The organism is Colwellia sp. F1 (genome assembly GCF_056238625.1).
Genome location: NZ_JBWDLI010000008.1, coordinates 1 through 24141 on the forward strand (window position 1 = coordinate 1; position 24141 = coordinate 24141).

Consider the following 24141-nt stretch of genomic DNA (forward strand, 5'->3'; position numbering starts at 1 on the left):
ATAAAAATTATGTTATGTTTATACATGCTAGCCTCCAGTTTTAGTTGTTTAACACACTAATTATGGCTCTGGTTTTACTAACCCACGAATTTGGAGGCTAGCACCTCGTGGGGAGTCATTATGTCTAGCCGTATAAGGAGGTTTGGCATTGACTGATAATATTCTTGCTGGGGTTGTAGCTGCTTTAATTAGTTGACCACTACATTGTGTCGATACTTTTTAAAGAGCGCGGTTAACATCCATACTTTTGTGCAATACTCTTACAATCAAAATTTGGTTTGTTTTGTATTCTTTATAATAAATGGTGTGGCTACCTTGAGGGCGTTTTCGATAACCTTCTCTTATATAATCGCAGCAAACTCCTAGCATCGGTTCTGCTGCTAGTTGATGGAATGTATTATCTAGTTGTTTTAAATATTCATTTCGTTGTGCTGTGCCCCAAGTTAACTGAGTATATTGGGCTATCTTTATTAAATCGTTTTTGGCCTTTCCTGATAATTCGAACTTCGACATTAGTGGTTATCTTTGTCTAGCTCTGAGATTAACGAATCATACGAGTATTCAGCAATGCCGCTGTTTTCACCTTGAATCAGCATATTGCGTAAATTAAGCATTTTTGTTTCTTGATCTTCTAAGGCTCTTAAACCGGCTCGTATCACTTCACTTGCTGAACCATAACGGCCAGAGCTAAGTTGCTGATTTATAAATTGATCAAAATGTTCGCCTAATGTTACGCTTGTATTTTTAGCCATAATGTAAAACCCCTTCGATACCAATATCTATTGGATTATGGTATAAAAAATATAACAAGGCAATTAAACGGACAAAAAACAGTTGGCTTTTGCTCCTGCGTCGCTTATTTTAACCAACTGTCATTTGCCTCTTAGTGAGGCCTTGGTCTTCTTATACCTTGGTCTTCTTATACCTTAACGCAAGCACTTTGAGCAGGTCACGCCATGTAATAATGCCTATGGGAAAATTTTGTTTATCAACAACAGGTAAGCAAGAAACCCGCTTATCGTGAAACAATAATACAGCGTCAATTAACGATTGTTCTGCTTGGGCAACAACAACATTTCTAGACATAATTTGATGCATCTTTTTTTGCAGTAAACTTGTGTCTCTGTGGGTTTCCTGGTGTGTACCTGCAGTAGGGCTTAAATGTTTATATAAGTCTGTGTCGGTTATCACACCAGCAAGCCAGCCGTTATCATCCGTAATAATAATATGATGTACTTTATGCTTTTCAAAGAGCGCTTTTGCATCACTTAGTGGTGCATCCATTGAAAGGCTAATTAAATCAGTATTCATTATTTTTTCAATTTTCATAGCTTTGTTCTAACTTTATCGTCAAGAGTATGGGGCTAGTGTGCGTATGGGCAAATAATAGTCACGCGCTGTTAAATATTATTATTGCTAGGCCTATTAATGCAATTACTAGCACAGCAAGTTAAATGCTGATGGGATGCTAACGGCTTAATATATGTATTGCTTGTTAATAAACTAATCAATATTATTTAAGATAGCAATAGCTTTAATAACTATTTTATTATGGCTAATACTGAGTAACTTCTTAGAGTAAGGGCAGAGAGCAATGGCGAATAATTCATACAGTGCAACCGAGGACCAAGATGAAATAGAACAACTTAAAGCTACTTTAATACAACAAAAAAAAGCTTTCGCACTTGCTCCCTACTTATCAGCAACAAGGCGAATTAATGACTTAATTCAATTAAAGTCAGCATTACTTGAATACCAAATGCCCTTGTTAGAAGCGCTTACAAAAGATTTTGGTTGTCGAAGTGTCGACGACAGTAAAATGGCCGACTTAATGCCTACCGTAATGGCTATTAATTATACCATCAAGCATATTAAAAAGTGGATGCAACCTTCAAAACGCCGTGTAGGGCTGCTTTTTCAGCCGGCAAAAGCGTTTGTTATGTACCAACCATTAGGGGTTGTCGGTATTATTACGCCTTGGAATTATCCCGTGTTTTTATCCCTTGGGCCTTTAACAACCGCACTGGCTGCGGGTAATAGGGCAATGATAAAAATGTCAGAGTTTACACCCGCAACGAACCAAGTTATTAAAGCAATGCTAGCCAGTATTTTTAGCCAAGAGAAAGTCGCTGTGATCAATGGTGGGCCTGATGTTGCTGCATACTTTTCCGCCCAAGCCTTCGACCACCTTCTTTTTACAGGCTCGACGCGAGTAGGAAAACTAGTGATGGCAGCAGCTGCTGAAAATTTAACCCCAGTTACCTTAGAGTTAGGGGGAAAATCGCCCACCATTATCGACAATGAAATGACTATTACGGATGCAGTCTCGCGTTTTATTTTAGCAAAAACGCTTAATGCTGGACAAACTTGCGTTGCGCCAGATTACATTCTTTGCCCTAACGATCGAATAGCAGAATTAAAACAAGCAATCAGCAAAAAGTTTACAAAAATGTACCCTAAGGTAGCTAACAATCACGACTATGGCGCTATTATTAATGAGACACAGTTACAAAGGTTACAACAGTACTTAGTTGATGCGAAAGCTAAAGGGGCAAACCTCACAACATTAGGGAGTGAAAGTATTGAACAATGCATGGCAGTAGGAAAAATTCCTTTAACATTAATTGATAATGTAAATGATGAAATGTTGCTAATGCAGGAGGAAATTTTTGGGCCATTATTGCCTGTGGTGGGGTATAACAGTTTAGCAGAAGCAATTAGCTATATTAATGAAAGGCCCAGACCACTTGCTTTGTATTTGTGCAGCCATAATAAAGACACACAACAGCAAGTATTAGAGAATACGCATTCAGGCGGTGTTTGTATCAATGATGCCGCCATGCATGTGGCTCAAGATGATATGCCTTTTGGTGGTATTGGTCCTTCAGGTATGGGGCATTACCATGGACACGAAGGCTTTTTAACCTTCTCTAAAGCGAAGGCCGTTTTTAAAAAAGGTAAAATGAATACTGCCACAAGTGCCTTTCCCCCGTATGGTAAGTTAATTCATAAGCTTATTTATACACTATTTTTAAGGTAAACTTGTTAATAACAGCGAATGTGCTTTTTATTAGAATCGGTAATAGCGCTATTTAATGGCACTTTAGTTGTAATAAAACTGTCACATTAGTGTCATATACTGCCGAGCAATTAAATAAATTAATCCATAATGTTGTGATTTAACTGTTTATAGCAAGGCTAAATGCGTTATGATCCACATTAATTTATCCATACCAAATTGGTATTACTACGAAAACATAACTGGAAAACTTTATGGCTGGCAATTCTATATTGAGTATTTTTGCAAAATCCCCAATTAAACCATTAGTAAAACATATAAAATTAGTTGTTAAGTGTAGCAACCAACTCATCCCGTTCTTTAACGCTTGTCATGAACAAAACTGGAGTGAAGCGGCGAAAGTGCGTCGTAAACTGTCAAAGTTGGAGCAAGATGCCGATGTGTTAAAACGTCAATTACGTTTAGAGCTCCCAGGTGGTTTGTTTATGCCAGTAGACCGAGCAGATCTACTTGAGTTATTAACGCAACAAGACGAAATAGCCAATAAAGCAAAAGATATCTCGGGTCGTATTCTGGGTAGAAAACTTGAGATACCTGAAAGCTTGCAAGCACAGTTTAATACTTATTTAGCGCGTTGCATTGAAGCAACCAAAAAAGCCGAACAAGCAATTGGTGAACTAGGCGACTTATTAGAAACTGGCTTTCGTGGCCGTGAAGTCGAATTGGTTGAAAAAATGATCAACCAACTAGATGAAATTGAAAAAGACACCGATAATATACAAATATCATTGCGCAAAGATTTACTGGCTCTAGAAAGTGAGCTAAATCCTGTTGATGTAATGTTCTTATATCAAATCATTGACTGGGTTGGTGATTTAGCTGATCTTGCTGAGCGTGTTGGTGCACGTTTAGAAATTCTTCTTGCTAGAAAATAGGGTTTAACCGATGGAAATTTTACAAAATTCAGGCTCTATTTTAGTGATTATTGCCGCTGTCGTTGGTCTTTTTATGGCCTGGGGTATAGGGGCTAATGACGTGGCGAATGCCATGGGAACCTCCGTGGGCTCAAAAGCCTTAACCATAAAGCAAGCCATCATTATTGCTATGGTATTTGAATTTGCCGGCGCTTATTTAGCGGGTGGTGAGGTAACGTCAACCATCCGTAAAGGTATTATTGACGCTAGTTTTTTTATTGACGCACCCGAGTTACTTGTCTTTGGGATGATTTCAGCGCTATTTGCCGCAGCAACATGGTTACTTATTGCATCTGCGCTGGGTTGGCCGGTTTCAACAACACACTCCATTGTTGGTGCTATCGTTGGCTTTGCCGCTGTAGGGGTGAGTGTTGACGCAGTTACTTGGTCAAAAGTTGGTGGTATCGTCGGCAGTTGGGTAATTACTCCATTGATCTCAGGTGTTATTGCCTTCTTTATTTTTAATAGTGCACAAAAACTTATTTTTGACACGGACAAACCACTAGAGCAAGCAAAGCGTTGGGTACCAATGTATATGTTTTTGGCTGGTTTTGTGCTTGCATTAGTAACAATAACGAAAGGCTTAAAACACTTAAACTTACATATTGATAATGTTGACGGCCTGATTTATGCGGCAATTACGGCGACGCTTGTGGCGGTACTAGGTAAATACTCTATTACACGAATTAAATTTGATGAGTCTGCAGCACTTAAAACACACTATGCCAATGTAGAAAAAGTATTTGCCGCATTAATGATAGTAACAGCCTGTTGTATGGCATTTGCCCATGGCTCAAACGACGTTGCTAATGCTATTGGTCCGTTAGCTGCGGTCGTTAGTATTGTTGATAATGGTGGCCAAATAGCGGCTACCTCATCAATAGCTTGGTGGATATTACCACTGGGTGGTTTTGGTATTGTGGCGGGCTTAGCTATTTTTGGTCATAAAGTGATTGCAACCATTGGTCAGGGCATTACTCATTTAACGCCAAGCCGTGGTTTTGCAGCAGAATTAGCCGCAGCTTGTACCGTTGTTATTGCCTCAGGTGCAGGTTTACCTATTTCAACAACACAAACCTTAGTAGGGGCTGTGTTAGGGGTAGGCATGGCACGTGGTATTGCTGCTATTAATTTAGGCGTTGTCCGTAATATTGTAATTTCTTGGGTGATTACCTTGCCTGTTGGTGCCGGTTTATCCATTCTATTCTTCTGGATGATACAAGCCATCTTTTCTTAATTAAGAAAACTTAGCAACAAAAAAGCCGTAACATGTTACGGCTTTTTTATTTGAGTCACTGAGCCACCCTGAATAAGGTAAGCTTATACCAACGTTACTAAATTATTGCCCACTGTGCTAGTTAAAATACGCCATGCGTTGTTGCTCTCAATCCCAATAACGAGCTATTGTTCAATCAAGCGCCTTGCCTACATGGATATAGGAACTTAGGTTATGTCGGGAACAAAGAACCTGTGCCCTGAAATATTTTTGCTACGCACAACAAGATCACAAACTTAATAAAACGGCTATTAACTGCGGGCAGTGACTTCCAGTAAATGATAGCCAAACTGTGTTTGTACTGGGCCTTGTACTTCATTAAGTGGCGCAGAAAATACCACCTTATCAAATTCAGGCACCATTTGACCTGGGCCAAAAGTACCTAAATCACCACCTTGTGCTTTTGACGGGCAGTTAGAGTGGGCTTGTGCGACTTGCGCAAAGTCTTTACCGCCTTCTATTTCGGCTTTTAACGCTAAACATTGTGCTTCTGTATCAACTAATAAATGACGTGCTGCTGCTTGAGACATAGTATTTCCTATTGGTTAATGTACGATAATCATTGCAAGCAGAATAACGTATGTCTAAGGAAATTTAAAGATAACGGCTATTTATTTTATTGTAGAGCAGCTTTTACCAGCAAGGAGATTGTTTTATTACATCGATTTTATTAATATAAATTTTAAATTAAAAGACTAAAATTGATTTAACAATGCCTGATACTATGTTTAATAATAACCTGCCAAACCTAAAGCATTTAAATTATTTAGTTGCACTTGATAAACACCAGCACTTTAACAGAGCAGCACAAGCGTGTTTTGTGAGTCAATCAACCCTAAGTAGTGCTATTTTAAAATTAGAAGAACAGCTTTCTTGCCAGCTACTCGAGCGTAGCCATAAAAGTTTTGTTTTTACTCACCATGGCAAGCAAGTAATCTTATTGGCAAAAGAGCTACTGCTCAGTGCTAATGAGTTGGTTACTTTCGCTAAACAGCAAGACGAACAAGACGCAGGAAGCATTCGGCTAGGGTGTATTCCAACCATAGCGCCCTTTTTATTAACTGACTTAGTTCAGTTAAGCCAGCAAAAGTTTCCTAGGCTCGGTTTATACTTGTGTGAAGACACGACAGAGAACTTAATGTTGCAGCTAGAGCAGGGCGAAATTGATTGCGCCATTTTAGCTTTCCCTATTCCCAAGCATAATTTTTCATTTAACCTCTTAGGCAAAGATAACTTTTTTATTGCCGGCGATAAAGCGCTTATTCAACAGCTTAAAAACAACCTAGATTACAACAACCTACCTAAAGAGAGTGTTTTTTTACTCAATAAAGAACACTGCTTAAGCGAACATGCGGTTTCTGCTTGTAAACTAGCAGATAGCAGCCGTATTAATAGCTTTTCTGCCTCGAGTTTAGCAACCTTAGTACAAATGACGGCATTTCATCGAGGGGTGACATTTTTACCGCAAATGGCAATACAAAAAGGAGTTGGTCAGCTTGAGGGGTTAACTATTGAGTCAGTTCCAGGCGATGTGTATCGAGAAATTGGCATGGTTTGGCGTAAAACAAGTATGCGAAAACAATCTTTTCAGGCGCTTGGTGGTATTATCGCAACCTTACTTAAGCCAATAACACCAACCAAGCTAATAAAATAACGTTTTAATTATAACTTTTAGGTGTACTACAAGAACAGAGTACCGTGGTAACAGCGCAAATATAGTAGCCAATGCTTTATTTAACTACTGCTTTCTTGGCAATCTTTAGCCGCGGCGCTATTACTGTGATTAAATGTTTGTTGATGGCTTTTGGCTATTTCTTTAACACTGTGCTGAGAGTTTTTAAAAGAGGCTATAAGCTGTTGTAATTTATCATTGAAAACCATGGTCATTTCAAAGAAGTTGTTATTGTACTCGTTTTTTTTCATGGGTAGCACAGTGCTTTCATCAAGGTTTCGTCTTGATAAATATGGGCTTAATACGTTTGAGCTTAATGTAGTAGAAGGCTGAATATAAAGTGTATTAACGTTAATTACCGTATGCTTTGCGCAGGCAGACCATGAAATAAAAGCAATTGAAACAATCAAAAATAGTGAAAGTAGTGTTTTCATGTAAATCTCCTGTTTTGTTTAGTTATAACGCGTAATAATGAATACTGTGCTTATCAATAGACGCTATTGCCAATATTGATCAATAGACGCCGAGCCATAGGTATTATCAACAACTAAGGTATGATAATCACTGTTATATTATAACGGTAATTTTGAATAAACGTAAATACTATTAACACATTTTATCGTAATTCTTGTGCTAATAATTACCAGAAAAAGAAGCGGTTGGTATAAAAGAGGGAAAGTATAGTAGCCAAAGAGTCACTTTGGCTACTATTGACGAGTCTTTATTGCCAAGGCAATTATTTGGCCGCATCGCTCGCCTTTTTATCCAACCTAAATTGGTGTAGTAATGGCTCAGTATAGCCACTTGGTTGTTTTGCTCCTTCAAATACCAAAGCCGAGGCGGCTTTAAAAGCAATGCTGTTAGCAAAATCATCGCTCATGGCTTGATAACTCGCATCATTGGCATTTTGACCATCGACAACCTTCGCCATTTTTTCTAAGCTGCTTTGTACTTGCTCTGGTGTGCAAATACCATGTTGTAGCCAGTTAGCAATGTGCTGGCTAGATATACGCAATGTTGCTCTGTCTTCCATTAAGCCCACATCATTAATGTCAGGTACTTTCGAGCAGCCAATGCCTTGGTCTATCCAGCGAACCACATAACCTAAAATACCTTGGGCATTGTTATCGAGTTCCTGGGTGATTTCATCAAGGCTCCAGTTAGTGTCTTTTGCTAATGGAATAGTGAGTATGTCATCTAAATCAGCGCTTTCACGCAGCATTAGTTTTTCTTGCAGGGTAAAAACGTCAACACGGTGATAATGTAATGCATGTAACGTTGCGGCAGTTGGTGAAGGAACCCAAGCGGTATTTGCGCCTGCTTCTACATGGTTTATTTTTGTCGCAATCATGTTAGCCATTTGGTCGGGTATTGGCCACATTCCTTTACCTATTTGGGCTTTGCGGCTAAAGCCACAAGCTAAGCCAACGTCAACATTGTTGTTTTCATAAGCGCCAATCCAAGGGGTTAGTTTAATGTCGGCTTTACGTGCCATAGGGCCTGCAGCCATAGACGTATGAATTTCATCCCCCGTTCTATCTAAAAACCCAGTGTTGATAAAAACCACGCGCTCTTTTGCGGCATGAATGCAGTTTTTTAAATTAACACTGGTGCGCCTTTCTTCGTCCATAATCCCCATTTTTATGGTGTTACGCGGCAATTGCAGGGCATTTTCAACACGGGCAAATAAAGTGTCAGCAAACTTAACTTCATCGGGGCCATGCATTTTGGGCTTTACAATATAAATAGACGCTTCACTGCTATTACTTAAGCTACTATTGCCTTTTAAATCATGCAGGGCAATTAATGAAGTGATCATAGCATCGAGTATGCCCTCAGGTACTTCAAGCCCATGTTGGTCAATAATGGCGTTATTTGTCATTAAGTGACCAACATTACGAACAAACATTAAACTGCGACCTTTGAGCGTTACAGGCTGGCCAGATAATGATTGATATTCTCTGTCGCTATTCATTTTTCGGGTAAATGTGCGTCCACCTTTGTTGATCTTTTCCGTTAGGTTGCCCTTCATCAACCCTAGCCAATTGCGATAAGCTATAACCTTATCTTCGCCATCAACCGCAGCAACAGAATCTTCACAGTCCATAATGGTCGTTAAAGCTGACTCAAGCAACACATCACTTAAGGTTGAGGGATCAGATTTACCAATATCACTGGTGGCGTCGAACACCAGTTCAAGGTGCAAACCATTATGCTTAAAGGCTAATATTTTTGGTTGGTTAATACTGCCGGTAAAACCTACAAAAGCATCATCATTTTGTAATGCGCTTTGCTTGCCATTATTTAAACTGGCAATCAGTTGTTGGCCATTTAAGTGGTAAGCAACAACATCTTCATGACGACCGTTAGTTAACGGGATTGCTTCATCTAAAAAGGCTTTGGCGTAACTGATCACCTTCGCGCCGCGCACTGGGTTATAAACGGAAGTTTTGTCAGCGCCATTATCACTGCTAATTGCATCAGTACCGTATAAAGCATCATATAAACTGCCCCAACGCGCATTGACCGCATTTAATGCAAAGCGTGCATTCATAATAGGCACAACAAGTTGAGGTCCGGCTATGCTTGCAAGCTCCGCGTCGACATTTTCAGTACTGATAGTAAAGTCATCAACCACTGGGGCCAAATAGCCAATGTCAGTTAAAAATTGTTTGTAGTTAGCAAAGTTAAATTTATCGCCAAAGTTATTTTGATGCCAAAGATCTATTTGTGCTTGCAACGCATCACGTTGACTAAGTAACTTAGCATTGTCCTCAGATAAATCATCAATGATTTGAGCAAAGTTTTGCCAAAAGGGTGACGAAGCTATCCCTGAGTCAGGTAATACTTCATGTTCAATAAAATCAAATAAATTTTGGTTTATTGTTAAGCCTGCTAATTTTACGGTGTGCGTCATATTTTCCTCGCTTACTTTGCTGGTATGCTAACGGTTTGATGGGAGCGTTGAGCTTTTGCTTCTTTTTATCTTGTCTTGCTCTATCCTATTGCGAATAACATCGACTAGCAATCGCCATATTATTATAGCTATTATAAGCTACATGAATGCTTTCTTATGTTTACTGCTGTTTTAACTATACCTGTTGTGATGAAAGTTAGTAAGCTAACAGTAACAAAGGTACTAGCACAGGGATTATAAAGGCGGTTAATAGCGCTGATATAATTAATGCCACAGAGCTATAAGCTCCTTGTTGAACATTATTTTTTGATAAGATGATGCTACCAATAACATGACTACCTGCACCAATAGCCAGCCCAGTGGCAATATCACTGCGAATATTAATAAGTTTAAGCCAAGCAGGGCCTAACAATGCACCAGAAAAGCCGGCGATCATTACGGCAAAGGCAGTAATTGAACTATCACCTTTAAGCTGCTCAGTGAGTGTAATAGCAATAGGAGTGGTAACTGACTTGAGTGATAAAGCAATCGCGATCGCTTCTTTATTAATGAAAAACATCGTGAGAGTAAAACTGATGGTTAGCACAATAACAATACCCAATGTTAGCAGTGCCAGTAATTGTTTCCAATAGCGCTTTATGTGCCTAAGTTGTTGATATAACGGGTAACCCAAGGCAACAGTAGCTGGCTCTAATAAGGCATTTATCAACAGGGTTGACTGACGGTAACTCGCGTAATTTATTTCATTTATCAGTAAACAAGGTACGATAATGGCAATGGTAAACAGCATGGGGTTTAACCAAATCAATTGCCATTTGTGTTGAAGCCAAGCCACGCTTTGATAAAGTAGTAAAGTAAGCAGGGTGAATACTAAAGACTCTACTAAGTTTATGTTTTCTAAAACCATATTAGCAACCAGTTGTCTTTTTATCAGCGTTATTTAAGCTGCTTGGTGTTGTGGCGAAATATTTTTCGGCGAGTACAGCAACAAAAGTGATCAATAAAAAGGTAGTCAACAAAATAATAGCAATAATGGCATAACCATGGTTTTTGAATAAGGTATAGTGGTTGATCACGCCAACAGCCGCAGGAATAAAACAAACGCCCATATTCCTTATTATCCATTGATTGGCTTGATGTACCTTATCAGGTTTAAACCAGCCGAGTTGTAACAGCAAGCAGTAGATGATCATGCCATATAAGCTGCCAGGCAATCCACCGACACTGGTATGTAGTGCTTTGCCTGCGAGTAAAGAAATAAAAATAATAAAAAAGGTGTAAAGGGTATTTCTCATTGGCAACTCTGTTCGCTAAATGATTGAGTAATAGCGTATTACTCTTGTATTTGTCTTGCCGCTTCAATGACTAAGTGTCTAAACCAAATATGGCTTGCATCATGGTGAAGTAAAGGGCTCCAGATCATTTTTAACTCCATATCAGGAATTTCAAATGGGGGCTTAACAATAATATAATTCGCATCACTTTTATGTAACATCGCCGCTTTCGTTGGTAAAGTAGCAATTAAATTATCTTCAAAAGCTAATTGCATGGCCACGTGGTAGTTTCGCGTGAAAACTTTTATGTCACGTTTCTTACCGAGCCTAGCAAGCGCTTCATCCACCCAACCCAGTTTTTGTACATCGTTTGGGTTCATTCCAACCCCAACCCCAAAACCTGTTTTAGACACCCACACATGCTTTGCTGCTAAATACGAGTTTAAGTTAAATTTAGTCACAACAGCGTTTTCTGCACTTAATAAACACGAAAAAGAATCACGCCAAATAGATTTTTGATGAAAAGACTGTGGGAGCTCGTCAAAGCGATTAATAGCCATATCTATTTTACCAGCCTCAACATCGTGAAAGGTAACATCACTGGGCGTCATAATATCAATGGTTACATTGGGTGCCACTTTGTTTAGCAACATTAATAACCTTGGTAATAAGGTTGAAGCAGCATAATCACTTGCCATAATACGAAATACACGCGTACTGTTTTTTTCGTTAAATTCTTCTTCGCCTTGCAATGTTTCTTCTAATTCAAGCAGTACTTTTCTAATAGCAGGCGCAAGCGCTCTTGCTCGCTCTGTGGGCGACATACCATCAGAAGTACGAACCAGTATTGGGTCGTTGAATAATGTTCTTAACCTTTTTAAACCATTACTCATGGCTGGTTGAGTAATATTCAGTTGTCCAGCTGCCCGGGTTACATTTTTCTCTCTAAGTAGTACATCTAAATACACAAGTAAGTTCAAATCAACTTTAGAAATATTCATCAGTTTAATAACCTTTTTGGCTGGTATAATTTAAGTGAATATAAGCTAAGTTTAGCTCACACACAACGATAATAAGTAAAAAAAAGTTATTTTATTAAAGAGTAATAAGACAGGAATCGCAGTGTCTTTTTGTAAGGTACTGTTTTTTATTGATATTGTTTTTCATCGTTTAACCTGTTTCTTTTATATTTTCTGTGTGAATGGCGGTAATAGTAATTATATATTTTATTAATGTTGATGAGTTGATTATTATTTTTGTTGTCGGGTGTGATTGCTTTCATCAACAGTTACATCAAACCTATTACCTATTAAATACCTAACCTAGAATAATGTAAATAAGACCATTGGAGAATATTATGTCTAATTATCAAAGCGCGATTGAAGCTGTTAAAGCAATAAAAGAAAAAGCAGGTAGCTCTTGGGATGCCATAAACCCTGAGTCAGTAGCGCGTATGAGAGCGCAGAATAAATTCAAAACTGGTTTAGAAATAGCGCAGTACACTGCTGATATAATGCGCGCTGACATGGCTGCCTTTGATGCAGACAAAACTAAATATACGCAATCGTTAGGATGTTGGCATGGGTTTGTTGGACAGCAAAAAATGATTTCAATTAAGAAACATTTTGATGGCAAAACTGACCGTCGATACTTATATCTTTCTGGTTGGATGGTTGCCGCACTTCGTAGTGAATTTGGCCCGTTGCCAGACCAATCAATGCATGAAAAAACATCTGTTGCCTCTTTAGTTGAAGAACTATATACATTTTTACGTCAAGCCGATGCACGTGAGCTAGGGGGGCTTTTCCGTGAACTAGATGCCGCGACAACAGCAAGTGAAAAAGCAGCCATTCAAGATAAAATTGATAATCATGTAACACATGTTGTACCTATTGTTGCAGACATTGACGCTGGTTTTGGTAATGCTGAAGCAACCTACTTAATGGCTAAGCAAATGATCGAAGCAGGTGCATGTGCGCTGCAAATTGAAAACCAAGTAGCGGATGAAAAACAATGTGGTCACCAAGACGGTAAAGTTACTGTGCCTCATGCTGATTTCCATGCAAAAATTCGCGCTTTACGCCATGCTTTCTTAGAACTAGGCATAGATAACGGGTTAATTGTGGCTCGTACAGACTCTGAAGGTGCAGGCCTAACCAAAGAAATTGCGGTTGTGAAAGAGCCAGGCGATGCTGGAGATATCTATAACTCTTACCTTGACGTTGAAGAAATTGACGTAGCCGACATGGGTGAAGGCGATGTATGCTTTAACCGTGACGGAAAACTTGTTCGCCCTAAGCGTTTACCTTCTGGTTTATATCAATTCCGTCCTGGCACTGGTCACGAGCGTTGTGTATTTGACTGTATCGGCGCGCTTAATGCAGGGGCAGACTTACTTTGGATTGAAACGGCCATACCAACAGTACACGAAATTGCTGCAATGATGGATGATGTGCGTAAAGTTCACCCAGATGCGAAGCTTGTTTATAATAACTCACCTTCATTTAACTGGACTTTAAATTTCCGTCAACAAGCCTATGACACTATGGTTGAAGAAGGTAAAGACGTATCGAGTTATGTTCGTGCTGACCTGATGAATGCTGAATACGATAACACGGAGTTATCTGCTATTGCTGATGAGCGAGTTCGTACTTTCCAAGCAGACACCGCACGTGAAGCAAATGTATTCCATCACCTGATCACATTACCAACATACCACACAACGGCATTGTCAGTAGACAACTTAGCTAAAGAGTACTTCGGTGAACAAGGAATGCTTGGTTATGTTAAGAAGGTACAACGTGAAGAAATTCGTCAAGGTATTGCCTGTGTTAAACATCAAAATATGTCTGGCTCAGACATTGGTGATGATCACAAAGAATACTTTGCGGGTGAAAACGCACTTAAAGCTGGCGGCGCAAAAAACACTTCTAACCAGTTTAATTAAGAAAAGTTACGGCTAAACGACTGACAAAAAGCGACCTTTAGGTCGCTTTTTTTATGTTAACCTGATGAAAGTAGGGATAAAAACAAACGAAAGAAAAGCTGTTCAGTCAATGTGTTATATGCAAGAGATAGAAAATTTAAAGGAAGACAGTGGCAAAGAGGTTACACTTTTAAAAAATTATTGCTATATTGTAACGCTAAATAAAAGTCACTTATTTTTTAACGTTAGACTACGCAAAATTACGCTAATAATACAGGAACACCTCACCTTAGGTGAATCAGTACAAAAACCGCGTTAGGCCTGCGCCAGAGCTTTGTTAATCCAAGGAACAATCTTGCAAGCTACTAAGCAATTATTACTACTTAACACCCATGCTGAGCGGCTCGCTAAGCTTGAAGATTTGCTAGTCTGTGCTAATGACTACACTATTTTATCGGCAAGCAACACCATTGACGCTATCAATATATTAAAAAATAAAAGCATTGATTTTGTGGTGAGTAATATTAACCTTAATGATTTAGACGCTTGGCGTTTAGCGCGTATGGTTCGCTCAGGTGTCTTAAAATGTGCTGCCGACACTCCATTTGTTGTGGTGGCTAATACCTGGTGTGAACACTTAGCGAACACGACGGCTCGGGAGTTTGGTATCAATAGCCTTATCGCGTTTTCTGAGCGCGAGAAACTACTCGATATTCTTAACAATCAACAACTCGCACCGCTTGAAGACATGGATAAGTCCTCAATATTAGTAATAGAAGATAACCCTGATACGCTTCACCTCGTAAGTAGAATATTAAGTAGCCGGTTTACCATTAACTCTGCCGATAACGGTGAAGCAGGATTGGCACTATGGCGTGACAACACCTATGAACTGGTACTCCTTGATTTAATGCTGCCTGGCATGTCGGGTAAGGAAGTATTAGATCACATCATGCTTGTAAAACCATCGCAATCTGTGGTGGTAATGACAGCAAACCATACCATGGAGTTAGCCGAAGAAGTCATGCTAAAAGGTGCGGCTGACTTTATCACTAAGCCTTTTCGTGCTGAACAATTACGCCGAGTTTGTGAAACAGCAGCACGGCGAGAAGATTTTATTATCAGTAACTTACAATTTGCAGATAAAATAAAATCACTTAATCGTAGCCGTGCTGAGTATAAAAACATATCACAGCAACACCAACAGTTATTAGATCAACTCAGTACTATTATTATCGAGCTTGATGCAAAAGGTAATATTGTTTTTTTAAATAAAGCTTGGGAAAAAATAACAGGCTATACCATCGAGCGAGCAAACCAGCAACCACTCTTAAGTTTTATCGACAACCCAAGCAGTGCTGGTGTTGCTAAAGAGGTCAACGCCTTATTAGCCGGCAACAGAGCAACGCATCAATTTGAGTTTAAGCTAAAAAACCAGCTTAAGAGAAATTTATGGGTGGAAGGGCGCTTTAATATTACACAGCAGTCTGGCGATAATAATTTTTGTATTTCAGGGACAATAGAAGATATTACCTCACGGAAAAAAGCCCAAAACGAATTAGAATACTTAGCAGTGCACGATGGGTTAACGGGCTTGTACAATCGGTTGTACTTTGAACAAGAATTAAAACAGCTCTCAGCAACCGCTGCCCGCGGCAATGGCCCACATGCGTTACTGTATTTAGACCTTGATCACTTTAAAATAATTAATGAAACCGTTGGGCATAACTACGGTGACATGGTGCTTAAAAATACGGCCTCACTCATCTCATCAAGGCTTAGAGAGGGAGACTTTTTTGCGCGCATTGGAGGAGATGAGTTTGCTTTATTAATCCCGAATGTTGATCAAAATGAAGCCTTAACTCTGGCCCGTGATATTTGTAAATTACTAGAAGAATATCAATGTAAAATCAATGATAAAACGTTAAAAGTGAATTGCTCAATTGGTATTGCAGCCATTAATGGAGACACATATCCCTTTGAAGAATACATGAAACAAGCAGATATTGCCTTGTATGCTGCAAAAAGGTTGGGACGAAACTTAGCACATATTTATGATGAAAGTGACAGCCTAAGTAAAGAGCTAAAAGCCAGCCTTGAGTGGACTAGAACACTCCATCAAGCGGTTGCAGATGACAATTTGATCTTACATTTTCAACCAATTATAGAAGTTGCAACCCAAAAGGTAGCTTATTATGAGGCTTTGGTTAGGTTAATACTTGATGAAAAAGTGGTCATGCCGGGAGAATTTATTCCGGCACTTGAGCGCGAAGGCGATATGAGCTTACTTGACAGGCAAGTCATTAGCAAGGCGATTTATTATTTAGCGAAATACCCTGTGTTAACGAAAATCTCTATTAATTTATCGGCACAAGGCTTTAGTGATGAGCGCTTATTACCGCTTATTGAACAAAAATTACACACGCATAATATTGACCCCAATCGCATTATTTTTGAGCTAACCGAAAGCGCGAGTTTAAGCAATATAACGGCTACGCAAAAAATGGTACAAAAACTGAGTGCCCTGGGTTGTGGTTTTTCAATTGACGACTTTGGCACTGGTTTTAGTACCTTTAACTACCTTAAACAGCTACCGGCTGACTCGGTAAAAATAGACGGCTCTTTTGTTATTGATTTAGCAACGAACCAAGTGGACTTAGCTTTAGTGAAAGCCATTTATGAAGTGGCGACCGCCCTTGGGAAAAACACAGTGGCTGAGTTTGTCGAAAATGAAGAAACGCTGCAAATTTTGGCTGATATTGGCGTAAGTTATGCGCAGGGATATTACTTTGGTAAACCAAAACCAGTCAGGGAGCTTTAATCATTGAAGCTGCTCTCGGCTTAGTTAGCTTTAATAGAGACACTAGCTGTTTGACAATAATGGCGTCGTTTCTCATTATGGTTACAAGCGTTAAGCTAAGCAACCGTATTTTGTAAAGGGAGTTTAACCGAAAACACAGAGCCACTGCCCAGTTCACTGTCAACCGTCATTGTAGCGCCCATAAGTTGGCAAAAGTTATGGGTAATAGCCATCCCTAAGCCTGTCCCTTCAAACTGCCGTGTTTGACCGCCATCAAGCTGAGTAAACTGTTCGAATATATAATGCATTTTTTCTTTGGCAATGCCTAAACCTGTGTCAGTAACAGAAAAATACAAGTGGTCTTTATCATTATAAACCTTAAAAATAACCAGCCCATTTTGGGTAAATTTACAGGCGTTACTCAACAAGTTAAGCAATATTTGTAAGAGTTTTTGTTGATCAACTTGAAATATCGCCGGTGCCAGGTTAACAGAAACTTTTAAGTCATTATTATTCGCGTTAGCAATGGGTAATACAGTATCTACCGCTTCATTCACCAAGTTTTTAATATTGACCGCTTTTAAATACAAATCCATACGCCCAGCTTCAATTTTAGATAAGTCTAAAATGTTATTTATCAAGGCTAAGAGGCTCTGAGCACTACGAATACTTTTATTTAAGTCATCTACTTGAGCATCCATTTGTTCAAACTCTAACGTTTCTCGAACAAGGTCATTGTAGCCAATAATCGCCTGCAATGGTGTGCGCAACTCATGGCTGATGTTCGCTAAAAATTCAGTTTTATGCCGGCTTGCTGTTAAGGCACTGTCTCTTGCGGCGACAAACTCTTGTGTTCTTATTTCTACCTCAGACTCCAGTAAGTTTTGATTTTTAGCTACGATGTCCTTTTGCTGCTTAAGTGTTGCTATTATTTGGTTGTAAGCCTGCGCCATTTGCCTAATATCGTACGCACCATTAACCTCGGCTTGTTCGCGCTTTTCTGACTCTAGTGCATCAGCCATCGTTTGCGCTAAGGCAAGCAGTGGTTTAGTTAAAAAATTAATAATAAGCACAATAAATAAGGCTAAAAGAAGCGCAACGAAAACTCCCATCATAATATGATTCACAAAAATTGAGTGTTGTCGTTGGTGCAGTGCTTTTTTGCTAAATTGGACAAACACATAACCTAAAACTTGTTCTGTCGCTGGGGGCGCGGCAAAGTCAAGCTCTTGCCCGCCAACACTGTTTGCCTCATTTATCACGGGGGCACTATAAAGCCACACGGTTTCATTCTCAGAAAACTGCTGTGTTTTATTTAATGATGATGTCGTGTTTAACGGGGGAATGGTTATCGGGTTGTTTGTTGACTGGCTGAATATTGCAAGGTTCGCCTGGTAAATGCTAATGCCGACAATATTGGGCGTGCTTAATGTGTTGCTGATGGCTGTTTGCCCGTGCTTTTTATTGTTGGTAAGAAGTGCCGCGGCTGATTTTTTAGCAAAACTGTCAGTAAGTTGCAAGTTAGTGTTAAGTGTATCTAGTGCTAAAGCTTGGTTTGTTTGCCATGCTAGCAGCCCTGCGAAAAACATAATTACGAGCGTTGAGCTGGTGAGCAGCAGGGTCAGTAGTTGTTGTTTAAAGCGGGTGCGAGTAAGCTTATTGCCTTGGCTGCTGGTCATTGATTAAAGGTTAACTTAATTATTTTAGCTTAACTAATAGAGTAGGGAATATTATTAAGAATAGAAAGAAGATTTTTGCAGCGATTATTGTTTGCTTTAGCTAAAGCAAACAATAATCGCAGTACGCGTACGCTCTTAACTTGATAAGCGCAAACAACTCGCGGTTAGAAGTTGTAAATTAGCGTCATTGAAGTTTCTGTGTTGGTGTTTTCAAACTCAGGCTTCACTTCTGAGTCATAATTGATACGTACCGCAAATTTTAACTGTAGGGCATCAATTAATTGAGCAGTAATAGAGCTTTCAGATTTATAGGCGCTATTATCACCCGACTCTGTTGCTTGTTTCGCTACAAAGTATTGTTTGAACTCTACATTGTCATTGAATTTATGGGTATAAAGCGCTTGTGCTTGAATAATTAAATTGGTGTTGCTTTCTGAGGCGACTGTATCAGTAGCACGGGTTACATCATACTTTACACCTGGGCCAATATCGGCATAAAAAGAGCTTGTGTCATTCTTATACCATTGACGTCCCCAACCAGCAGAGAATGAACTTTGTGACTCAAAACCACTGAACTTGTCTTGTTCGTGCGCTAGGTTACCATAAAGGTAGTTTTTACCTTCTTCACCAATAGTGTAGTTAGTTTGCGTGATCAAATCCCACTTATTATCTGTTGTCTCAAACTCTTTAGTACCGTCATCGTTTTCTGTTTCTGTTTTCTTCGCTAAAATACTAAAAGCTAAAGTAGAGCGCCATTTTTCTTTCTCATACTTTAGGTTAAAGCCGGCTTTAACATCCGTACTTTTACTGTCCCCTGTTTTATATAAAAAACCTAATTCACTTGACGCTGAATAAGGTGATTTTTCTTCTGCTGCGGCTACCGAATATGTTGCTAATGGTAATAAGCATAAAGCTGAAAGTGCGAATGTACGATTCATTGTTATTCCTTGTTAATGTTGGGCCATGCCCGATGCGAATATGAAGGTCACTAACTATTCAATTAGTGTTAGTTTAGTTGGACTAAAAGCTATAGACCAAGGTAACTGCTGTTTGTGTGTCTAGATTCTTCTGGTCTGCATCAACCTTAGTATTATAACCCAAGGTTAAGGTAAACTTTAACTGTAATGTTGAAATCAGTTTGGTTGTAATGACTGTTTCAGACTTATAAATGCTATTTTCATCGGTATCAAGTGCTTGTTTTGCGCTTAAATGTTCTTTTAATTCGAGGTGCTCACTTAACTTTATTATATACAGCCCTTGCATTTGCACAATAAAGGTTGCGGCTGAATACGCAGCGTCAGTATCGGTTGCTTTGTATAAATCACGCTTATACCCTGGGCCTATATCCCCCCAAAGTGAGGCGTCGTTACTTCGATACCAATGGCGACCCCAACCAGTAGAGATAGAGCTTTGACTTTCAAAACCACTAAACTCATTTTCTTCATACCATAAGTTGCCATAGATATAGTTTTTTTCTTTATTATCTAAGTTATAGTTTGTTTGTGAAGACACGGTCCACTTTTGGTCGGTTACTTTAAACTTCTTATCACCATCGCTGTTTTCAACATCTGCTTTTTTTAACAGTAAATCTACATTTAATAAACTTACCCAGGCATCTCTTTCAAAGCGAAAATCTAAGCCTGTTCTAACATCACCACTTTTAGTATTACCGGTTTTATACAGTAACCCTAACTCAAGTGAACCTCTTAAAAGTGGAGGTGTTCTAATACTTTTAGCTTGCACAGGTGGCTCAAGGCTGGCGATAACATCTGCGGCACTTGCTCTGGAAGCTGGCTTTTTATCACTGACGAAAGGCTGAGTGTGATCAGCGGCAGTATGGCTTATTTGTGCATATAAGCTAAAGGGCAAAGTAAAAAGCAATAAAAAAATAAATGAACGAAGCATTGTAGACTCAATTTTATGCGAAATAATATTACTAAAGGCGTATCGGCGCTTCAGAACCAAGTAAAAGCAGATTTATAAGCAAATGTACAAGCGAGGCGTAATTTCGGCTAAAAGTAAATCAAAACTTTAAATAACGCTATTATAAAGAAGTTCTTCGTATTTTAAAGTAAGTTTTTGGCTTAACGTCTAAAAAGTGGGCAGAACTTACCACTTTATACCCGTTAGCTCAGTAGGTAAAGGGGAACAATAACCTTTATTTTGGGGTGTTGTAAGGAAGTTAACCGCCTTTACTATCCCTTTTAAAGGCAATACATAAGGGCGGTTTACTCATTAACCTGAGCTTAGTGAAATAACAAAGCTTGGGTTGAGGTAGGGCTATTAGGTGATTGACGCAGCGTAAATGCTGTCGATGGTGCTATTTAACGTGGCTGTAAACTCTGCTTCAGACTGTTTAGCGTTAAGCCCTTGAGTTAATGCGCGAGAAAAGCTAGCAATCATCCCTTGATTAGCAGCAACTTTATTGTTGGCATCTTCTCGAGTATAACCACCAGACAAGGCGACGACTTTAATAACATTTTTGTGGTTAATGCAATCAAGGTAGAAGTTATCAGTATCAGGTAAGGTGAGTTTTAACATCACTTTTTGCTCGTCAGCTAAATTATTTAACTCACTCAGTAATGCTGCTTTAAGCAAGGTTTCAGCGGCTGATTTTTCAGGGCTGTTGATGTCTATTTCAGGCTCAATAATTGGCGTTAAACCCTTGGCAAGTATTTGTTTAGCTACGGCAAACTGTTGAGCAACCACCTCATTAATACCTTGCTGGTTTGCTAACTTAATCACAGAGCGCATTTTAGTGCCAAAAACATCTTGAGCAACGGCTTTATCAAGTAAAGCATCAAGCGCTGGCATTGGTTTCATTAATTGCACACCATTGGCTTCGTCACACAGTCCTTTGTCAACTTTAAGAAAAGGGACAACTTGTTTTTCTTGCCACAAATATTGTGCAGCGGGCTTACCTAAAAAGGCTCTGTCTAGTGTGTTTTCAAATAAAATAGCGCCAAGTAGTTTGTCACCTGTAAAGGCGCTGTTTGTGACGATGCGAGTTCTCATTTGGTGTACTAAATCATACATTTGCTCGTCATTGGCAAACTCACTACTTTCAATACCATATAAAGCCAGTGCTTTTGGGGTACTGCCGCCGCTTTGGTCGAGTGCAGCGATAAATCCATTTTCAGAGGTCACTTTGTTAAGCATTGACGCTATTGCAGATGAACCTGAAGACATAATATTCTCCTTAGATTTGAGTTTCCTACGTTGAAAACTCAGTTGATTTGGGTGCGTAACTTACTCATATATTTGAGTATAGTCTTTATTTTATATGTTTTTCATCTTTAGTAAGATGAGGGTTTTAATTTTGTTACAGGTATTAACGCGCCTGTAGCGCAAAATAACGGGAAAGCTAGCTAGGCCTGCTTTCCCGTTGCGAGTATTCTACTGCGCTTTAGCTCTTTGTTCTAATATTTCTACAGCAGGTAATTTTTTACCTTCTAAAAACTCTAAGAAAGCGCCGCCGCCTGTAGAGATATAAGACACTTTATCTTTAATATTGTACTTGTCTACCGCGGCTAACGTATCGCCACCGCCAGCAATTGAAAACGCTGTACTTTGCGCTATTGCATTTGAAATAACTTCAGTGCCTTTAGCGAAAGCATCTATTTCAAACACACCAACAGGGCCATTCCATAAAATCGTGCCAGCATCTTTAATTATATTGGCCACTTTTTCAGCGGTTTTTGGCCCGTAATCAATAATGTCGTCTTCAGCGTCAACCTCAGATGCCGCTTTAATTACCGTGGCTGAATCGTGTTTCCAGTCACTAAACTCGTCATGTGTTACCGTAACATCGTCGGCAAATATCACTTGTGTCTGTTTACATAAGCGTTGTGCTTCAGGGATTAAATCAGCTTCATAGAGTGATTTTCCAACTTCATTGCCTGCTGCAGCCACAAAGGTGTTTGAAATGCCGCCACCCACAATCACAGTGTCAGCAATTTTTGATAATGAATGTAATACCGTTAACTTAGTAGAGACCTTTGAACCACCTACAATGGCCACAAGTGGGCGGGCAGGGTTGTCTAGTGCTGTTGCTAGTGCATCAAGCTCATTCACTAATAAAGGGCCTGCACAGGCAACAGGGGCAAATTTTGCTACGCCATGCGTACTTGCTTGTGCACGATGCGCTGTACCGAATGCATCCATGACAAACACATCACAAAGGCTCGCTAGTTGTTTGGCTAATGCGTCATCATTACTTTTTTCGCCTTGATTAAAGCGTACGTTTTCAAAAATAACCAGTTCACCAGCGCCCACTTCAACACCCGACAAGTAATCTTTAACTAGGCGTACGGGGTAATTAAGCACGCCCGCTAGGTAATCAGCCACTGGTTTTAAAGAGTGTTTTTCGGTGTGTTCGCCTTCAGTAGGACGGCCAAGGTGTGACATAACCATCACTTTAGCGCCTGCTTCTAATGCATGTTTAATGGTTGGTAAGGCTGCTTGCAACCTAGCATCAGAGGTAATCACTCCGTCGTGTACAGGCACGTTTAAATCTTCACGAATTAACACACGCTTATTGGTTAGTGTTAAGTCTGCCATTTTGATAATTGTCATTGTTACTCCAAATAAATAATTTTTTTGATTAAAATATTTTAGTCATTTTCTAGTAAATCAGTTGTTTTAAGTGAAAATTCGTTAAGTAAGTCGTGAATAAAGCGGTTTAACTCACCAGCCATTAAGGCAAAATCAGCATCGAGTTTAGCCACCACATCGCTGCTATCTATGTCGTCGTTTTGCTCTTGAATAACGTCAAAAAACTTAATGCGCTTAACTGATAAATCATCACAAAGCATAAAAGATAAAGACTCATCCCATTCTAGCGCGACCTTTACCATGTATTTATCAGCGTCTAGGTGAGACTTGATTTCCTCGCTGCCCAGGTCTTGGTTCTTAACCCGAATAACGGCTCCATCATCTCCTAAGGCGTTAAATTCTGCTTCCATTCCTAAGGTAAATTTAGGCCCCAAATTTTGTTTTATTAACCAATCAGTCATGGTTTCATCGGCTTGAACATCTGGCTCTAAACTTGTCACAGGCAGGGTACCTAATACTTTGCGCAGCAGTGCCAGTAAGTCTTCAGCCTTACCACGGGCACTGGCGTTAATAACAATAATGTTATCTTTAGGGCTAATATACGCGTGAGTGTCTGAAATACGTGAAAAAGCACGCGGGAGTAATTCAAAAATAATATCTTCTTTAAACTGCTCTTTTTCTTTTTTAGTTGCCCCTCTACCTTGCTCTTGTTCAAGTAGGTTCACTTTTTCTTCTACCATGTCTTTGATAACAGGTGCAGGCAATATTTTTTCTTCTTTTCTTGCGCAAATTAAGAAGTTGCCATTAGCCGTGTGAACACTTGACTGCCCATGTTTACCCAAGGCATTAACCCAGCCAAAATGCGACATTTCTGTTGAGCCACACGGGGTGAACAGGTGTTCATTGAGGTGTTTTTCTAACGTTTGTTCTGAATGTTCAAAAGGGCGAGTAAAAGCGAAAAAATATAGGTTCTTAAACCACATATGCTAAATCCTAGCTTAATTGCTCACAGTGTTAATCAGACGTGAGGCTAATTTTAAAGAAGGCTAT

At 39.4% G+C, this 24141-nt stretch carries 21 protein-coding genes; 6 read left to right on the forward strand and 15 right to left on the reverse strand.

What is annotated here, in order from left to right:
- Positions 1-219 precede the first annotated feature (219 nt).
- The 3 genes from AC0UA9_RS08930 to AC0UA9_RS08940 form a co-directional block, all read right to left on the reverse strand.
- Positions 220-513, reverse strand: coding sequence for a type II toxin-antitoxin system RelE/ParE family toxin (locus tag AC0UA9_RS08930; protein WP_475659360.1), 294 nt, complete (start codon positions 511-513; stop codon positions 220-222).
- Complete coding sequence (locus AC0UA9_RS08935) at positions 513-752, reverse strand: type II toxin-antitoxin system ParD family antitoxin (protein ID WP_475659361.1); 240 nt, start codon at positions 750-752, stop codon at positions 513-515. The genes AC0UA9_RS08930 and AC0UA9_RS08935 overlap by 1 nt, the downstream gene beginning before the upstream one ends.
- Before the next feature lie 151 nt (positions 753-903).
- The gene (locus tag AC0UA9_RS08940) at positions 904-1329 is read right to left on the reverse strand and encodes a CBS domain-containing protein (RefSeq protein WP_475659363.1); all 426 of its coding nucleotides are present in this window, start codon (positions 1327-1329) and stop codon (positions 904-906) included.
- A gap of 265 nt (positions 1330-1594) precedes the next feature.
- Here AC0UA9_RS08940 and AC0UA9_RS08945 point away from each other — a divergent pair, with 265 nt between their 5' ends.
- From AC0UA9_RS08945 to AC0UA9_RS08955, 3 genes are all read left to right on the forward strand, one after another.
- The gene (locus tag AC0UA9_RS08945) at positions 1595-3040 is read left to right on the forward strand and encodes a coniferyl aldehyde dehydrogenase (RefSeq protein ID WP_475659364.1); all 1446 of its coding nucleotides are present in this window, start codon (positions 1595-1597) and stop codon (positions 3038-3040) included.
- 233 nt (positions 3041-3273) lie between these two features.
- Positions 3274-3954, forward strand: a complete 681-nt coding sequence (locus tag AC0UA9_RS08950) for a TIGR00153 family protein (protein WP_475659365.1) — start codon at positions 3274-3276, stop codon at positions 3952-3954.
- A gap of 10 nt (positions 3955-3964) precedes the next feature.
- Entirely contained in the window at positions 3965-5230 is a 1266-nt protein-coding gene (locus tag AC0UA9_RS08955; RefSeq protein ID WP_475659368.1) for an inorganic phosphate transporter, read from the forward strand.
- A 290-nt stretch (positions 5231-5520) separates the two neighbouring features.
- Here AC0UA9_RS08955 and AC0UA9_RS08960 read toward each other — a convergent pair whose 3' ends face one another.
- Positions 5521-5799 (reverse strand): peptidylprolyl isomerase, encoded by a 279-nt coding sequence (locus AC0UA9_RS08960; protein ID WP_475659371.1) that lies wholly within the window; start codon positions 5797-5799, stop codon positions 5521-5523.
- A 182-nt stretch (positions 5800-5981) separates the two neighbouring features.
- Here AC0UA9_RS08960 and AC0UA9_RS08965 point away from each other — a divergent pair, with 182 nt between their 5' ends.
- Positions 5982-6923, forward strand: coding sequence for a LysR substrate-binding domain-containing protein (locus AC0UA9_RS08965; protein WP_475659372.1), 942 nt, complete (start codon positions 5982-5984; stop codon positions 6921-6923).
- 80 nt (positions 6924-7003) lie between these two features.
- On the opposite strand, the gene AC0UA9_RS08970 is transcribed toward AC0UA9_RS08965, so the two are convergent.
- From AC0UA9_RS08970 to AC0UA9_RS08990, 5 genes are all read right to left on the reverse strand, one after another.
- Entirely contained in the window at positions 7004-7375 is a 372-nt protein-coding gene (locus AC0UA9_RS08970; RefSeq protein ID WP_475659373.1) for a hypothetical protein, read from the reverse strand.
- Between the two features lie 302 nt (positions 7376-7677).
- Entirely contained in the window at positions 7678-9858 is a 2181-nt protein-coding gene (locus tag AC0UA9_RS08975; protein ID WP_475659374.1) for a malate synthase G, read from the reverse strand.
- Between the two features lie 196 nt (positions 9859-10054).
- Positions 10055-10765 (reverse strand): LrgB family protein, encoded by a 711-nt coding sequence (locus AC0UA9_RS08980; RefSeq protein ID WP_475659375.1) that lies wholly within the window; start codon positions 10763-10765, stop codon positions 10055-10057.
- Position 10766: 1 nt separating this feature from the next.
- Positions 10767-11153, reverse strand: a complete 387-nt coding sequence (locus tag AC0UA9_RS08985; RefSeq protein WP_475659376.1) for a CidA/LrgA family protein — start codon at positions 11151-11153, stop codon at positions 10767-10769.
- A gap of 38 nt (positions 11154-11191) precedes the next feature.
- Positions 11192-12133: a LysR substrate-binding domain-containing protein gene (locus tag AC0UA9_RS08990; protein WP_475659377.1), complete on the reverse strand. Its 942-nt coding sequence runs from the start codon at positions 12131-12133 to the stop codon at positions 11192-11194.
- Between the two features lie 356 nt (positions 12134-12489).
- Here AC0UA9_RS08990 and AC0UA9_RS08995 point away from each other — a divergent pair, with 356 nt between their 5' ends.
- Positions 12490-14079, forward strand: coding sequence for an isocitrate lyase (locus AC0UA9_RS08995; RefSeq protein WP_475659378.1), 1590 nt, complete (start codon positions 12490-12492; stop codon positions 14077-14079).
- Between the two features lie 334 nt (positions 14080-14413).
- Complete coding sequence (locus AC0UA9_RS09000) at positions 14414-16879, forward strand: GGDEF/EAL domain-containing response regulator (RefSeq protein ID WP_475659379.1); 2466 nt, start codon at positions 14414-14416, stop codon at positions 16877-16879.
- Between the two features lie 95 nt (positions 16880-16974).
- On the opposite strand, the gene AC0UA9_RS09005 is transcribed toward AC0UA9_RS09000, so the two are convergent.
- The 6 genes from AC0UA9_RS09005 to rdgC form a co-directional block, all read right to left on the reverse strand.
- Positions 16975-18537, reverse strand: coding sequence for a sensor histidine kinase (locus AC0UA9_RS09005; protein WP_475659380.1), 1563 nt, complete (start codon positions 18535-18537; stop codon positions 16975-16977).
- 164 nt (positions 18538-18701) lie between these two features.
- A complete protein-coding gene (locus AC0UA9_RS09010) occupies positions 18702-19475 on the reverse strand; it encodes a DUF481 domain-containing protein (protein ID WP_475659381.1) in 774 nt (257 codons plus the stop codon).
- Between the two features lie 82 nt (positions 19476-19557).
- Complete coding sequence (locus tag AC0UA9_RS09015; RefSeq protein WP_475659382.1) at positions 19558-20442, reverse strand: DUF481 domain-containing protein; 885 nt, start codon at positions 20440-20442, stop codon at positions 19558-19560.
- A gap of 378 nt (positions 20443-20820) precedes the next feature.
- Positions 20821-21726 (reverse strand): fructose bisphosphate aldolase, encoded by a 906-nt coding sequence (locus tag AC0UA9_RS09020; RefSeq protein WP_475659383.1) that lies wholly within the window; start codon positions 21724-21726, stop codon positions 20821-20823.
- Between the two features lie 207 nt (positions 21727-21933).
- Positions 21934-23112 (reverse strand): phosphoglycerate kinase, encoded by a 1179-nt coding sequence (locus AC0UA9_RS09025; protein WP_475659385.1) that lies wholly within the window; start codon positions 23110-23112, stop codon positions 21934-21936.
- A gap of 38 nt (positions 23113-23150) precedes the next feature.
- Positions 23151-24074, reverse strand: coding sequence for a recombination-associated protein RdgC (gene rdgC / locus AC0UA9_RS09030; RefSeq protein ID WP_475659386.1), 924 nt, complete (start codon positions 24072-24074; stop codon positions 23151-23153).
- Positions 24075-24141: the final 67 nt, after the last annotated feature.

Coding starts and splice junctions, on each gene's coding strand:
- AC0UA9_RS08930 (WP_475659360.1), bottom strand. CDS start 513: ATGTCGAAGTTCGAATTATCAGGAAAGGCCAAAAACGATTTAATAAAG.
- AC0UA9_RS08935 (WP_475659361.1), bottom strand. CDS start 752: ATGGCTAAAAATACAAGCGTAACATTAGGCGAACATTTTGATCAATTT.
- AC0UA9_RS08940 (WP_475659363.1), bottom strand. CDS start 1,329: ATGAAAATTGAAAAAATAATGAATACTGATTTAATTAGCCTTTCAATG.
- AC0UA9_RS08945 (WP_475659364.1), top strand. CDS start 1,595: ATGGCGAATAATTCATACAGTGCAACCGAGGACCAAGATGAAATAGAA.
- AC0UA9_RS08950 (WP_475659365.1), top strand. CDS start 3,274: ATGGCTGGCAATTCTATATTGAGTATTTTTGCAAAATCCCCAATTAAA.
- AC0UA9_RS08955 (WP_475659368.1), top strand. CDS start 3,965: ATGGAAATTTTACAAAATTCAGGCTCTATTTTAGTGATTATTGCCGCT.
- AC0UA9_RS08960 (WP_475659371.1), bottom strand. CDS start 5,799: ATGTCTCAAGCAGCAGCACGTCATTTATTAGTTGATACAGAAGCACAA.
- AC0UA9_RS08965 (WP_475659372.1), top strand. CDS start 5,982: ATGCCTGATACTATGTTTAATAATAACCTGCCAAACCTAAAGCATTTA.
- AC0UA9_RS08970 (WP_475659373.1), bottom strand. CDS start 7,375: ATGAAAACACTACTTTCACTATTTTTGATTGTTTCAATTGCTTTTATT.
- AC0UA9_RS08975 (WP_475659374.1), bottom strand. CDS start 9,858: ATGACGCACACCGTAAAATTAGCAGGCTTAACAATAAACCAAAATTTA.
- AC0UA9_RS08980 (WP_475659375.1), bottom strand. CDS start 10,765: ATGGTTTTAGAAAACATAAACTTAGTAGAGTCTTTAGTATTCACCCTG.
- AC0UA9_RS08985 (WP_475659376.1), bottom strand. CDS start 11,153: ATGAGAAATACCCTTTACACCTTTTTTATTATTTTTATTTCTTTACTC.
- AC0UA9_RS08990 (WP_475659377.1), bottom strand. CDS start 12,133: ATGAATATTTCTAAAGTTGATTTGAACTTACTTGTGTATTTAGATGTA.
- AC0UA9_RS08995 (WP_475659378.1), top strand. CDS start 12,490: ATGTCTAATTATCAAAGCGCGATTGAAGCTGTTAAAGCAATAAAAGAA.
- AC0UA9_RS09005 (WP_475659380.1), bottom strand. CDS start 18,537: ATGACCAGCAGCCAAGGCAATAAGCTTACTCGCACCCGCTTTAAACAA.
- AC0UA9_RS09010 (WP_475659381.1), bottom strand. CDS start 19,475: ATGAATCGTACATTCGCACTTTCAGCTTTATGCTTATTACCATTAGCA.
- AC0UA9_RS09015 (WP_475659382.1), bottom strand. CDS start 20,442: ATGCTTCGTTCATTTATTTTTTTATTGCTTTTTACTTTGCCCTTTAGC.
- AC0UA9_RS09020 (WP_475659383.1), bottom strand. CDS start 21,726: ATGTCTTCAGGTTCATCTGCAATAGCGTCAATGCTTAACAAAGTGACC.
- AC0UA9_RS09025 (WP_475659385.1), bottom strand. CDS start 23,112: ATGACAATTATCAAAATGGCAGACTTAACACTAACCAATAAGCGTGTG.
- rdgC (WP_475659386.1), bottom strand. CDS start 24,074: ATGTGGTTTAAGAACCTATATTTTTTCGCTTTTACTCGCCCTTTTGAA.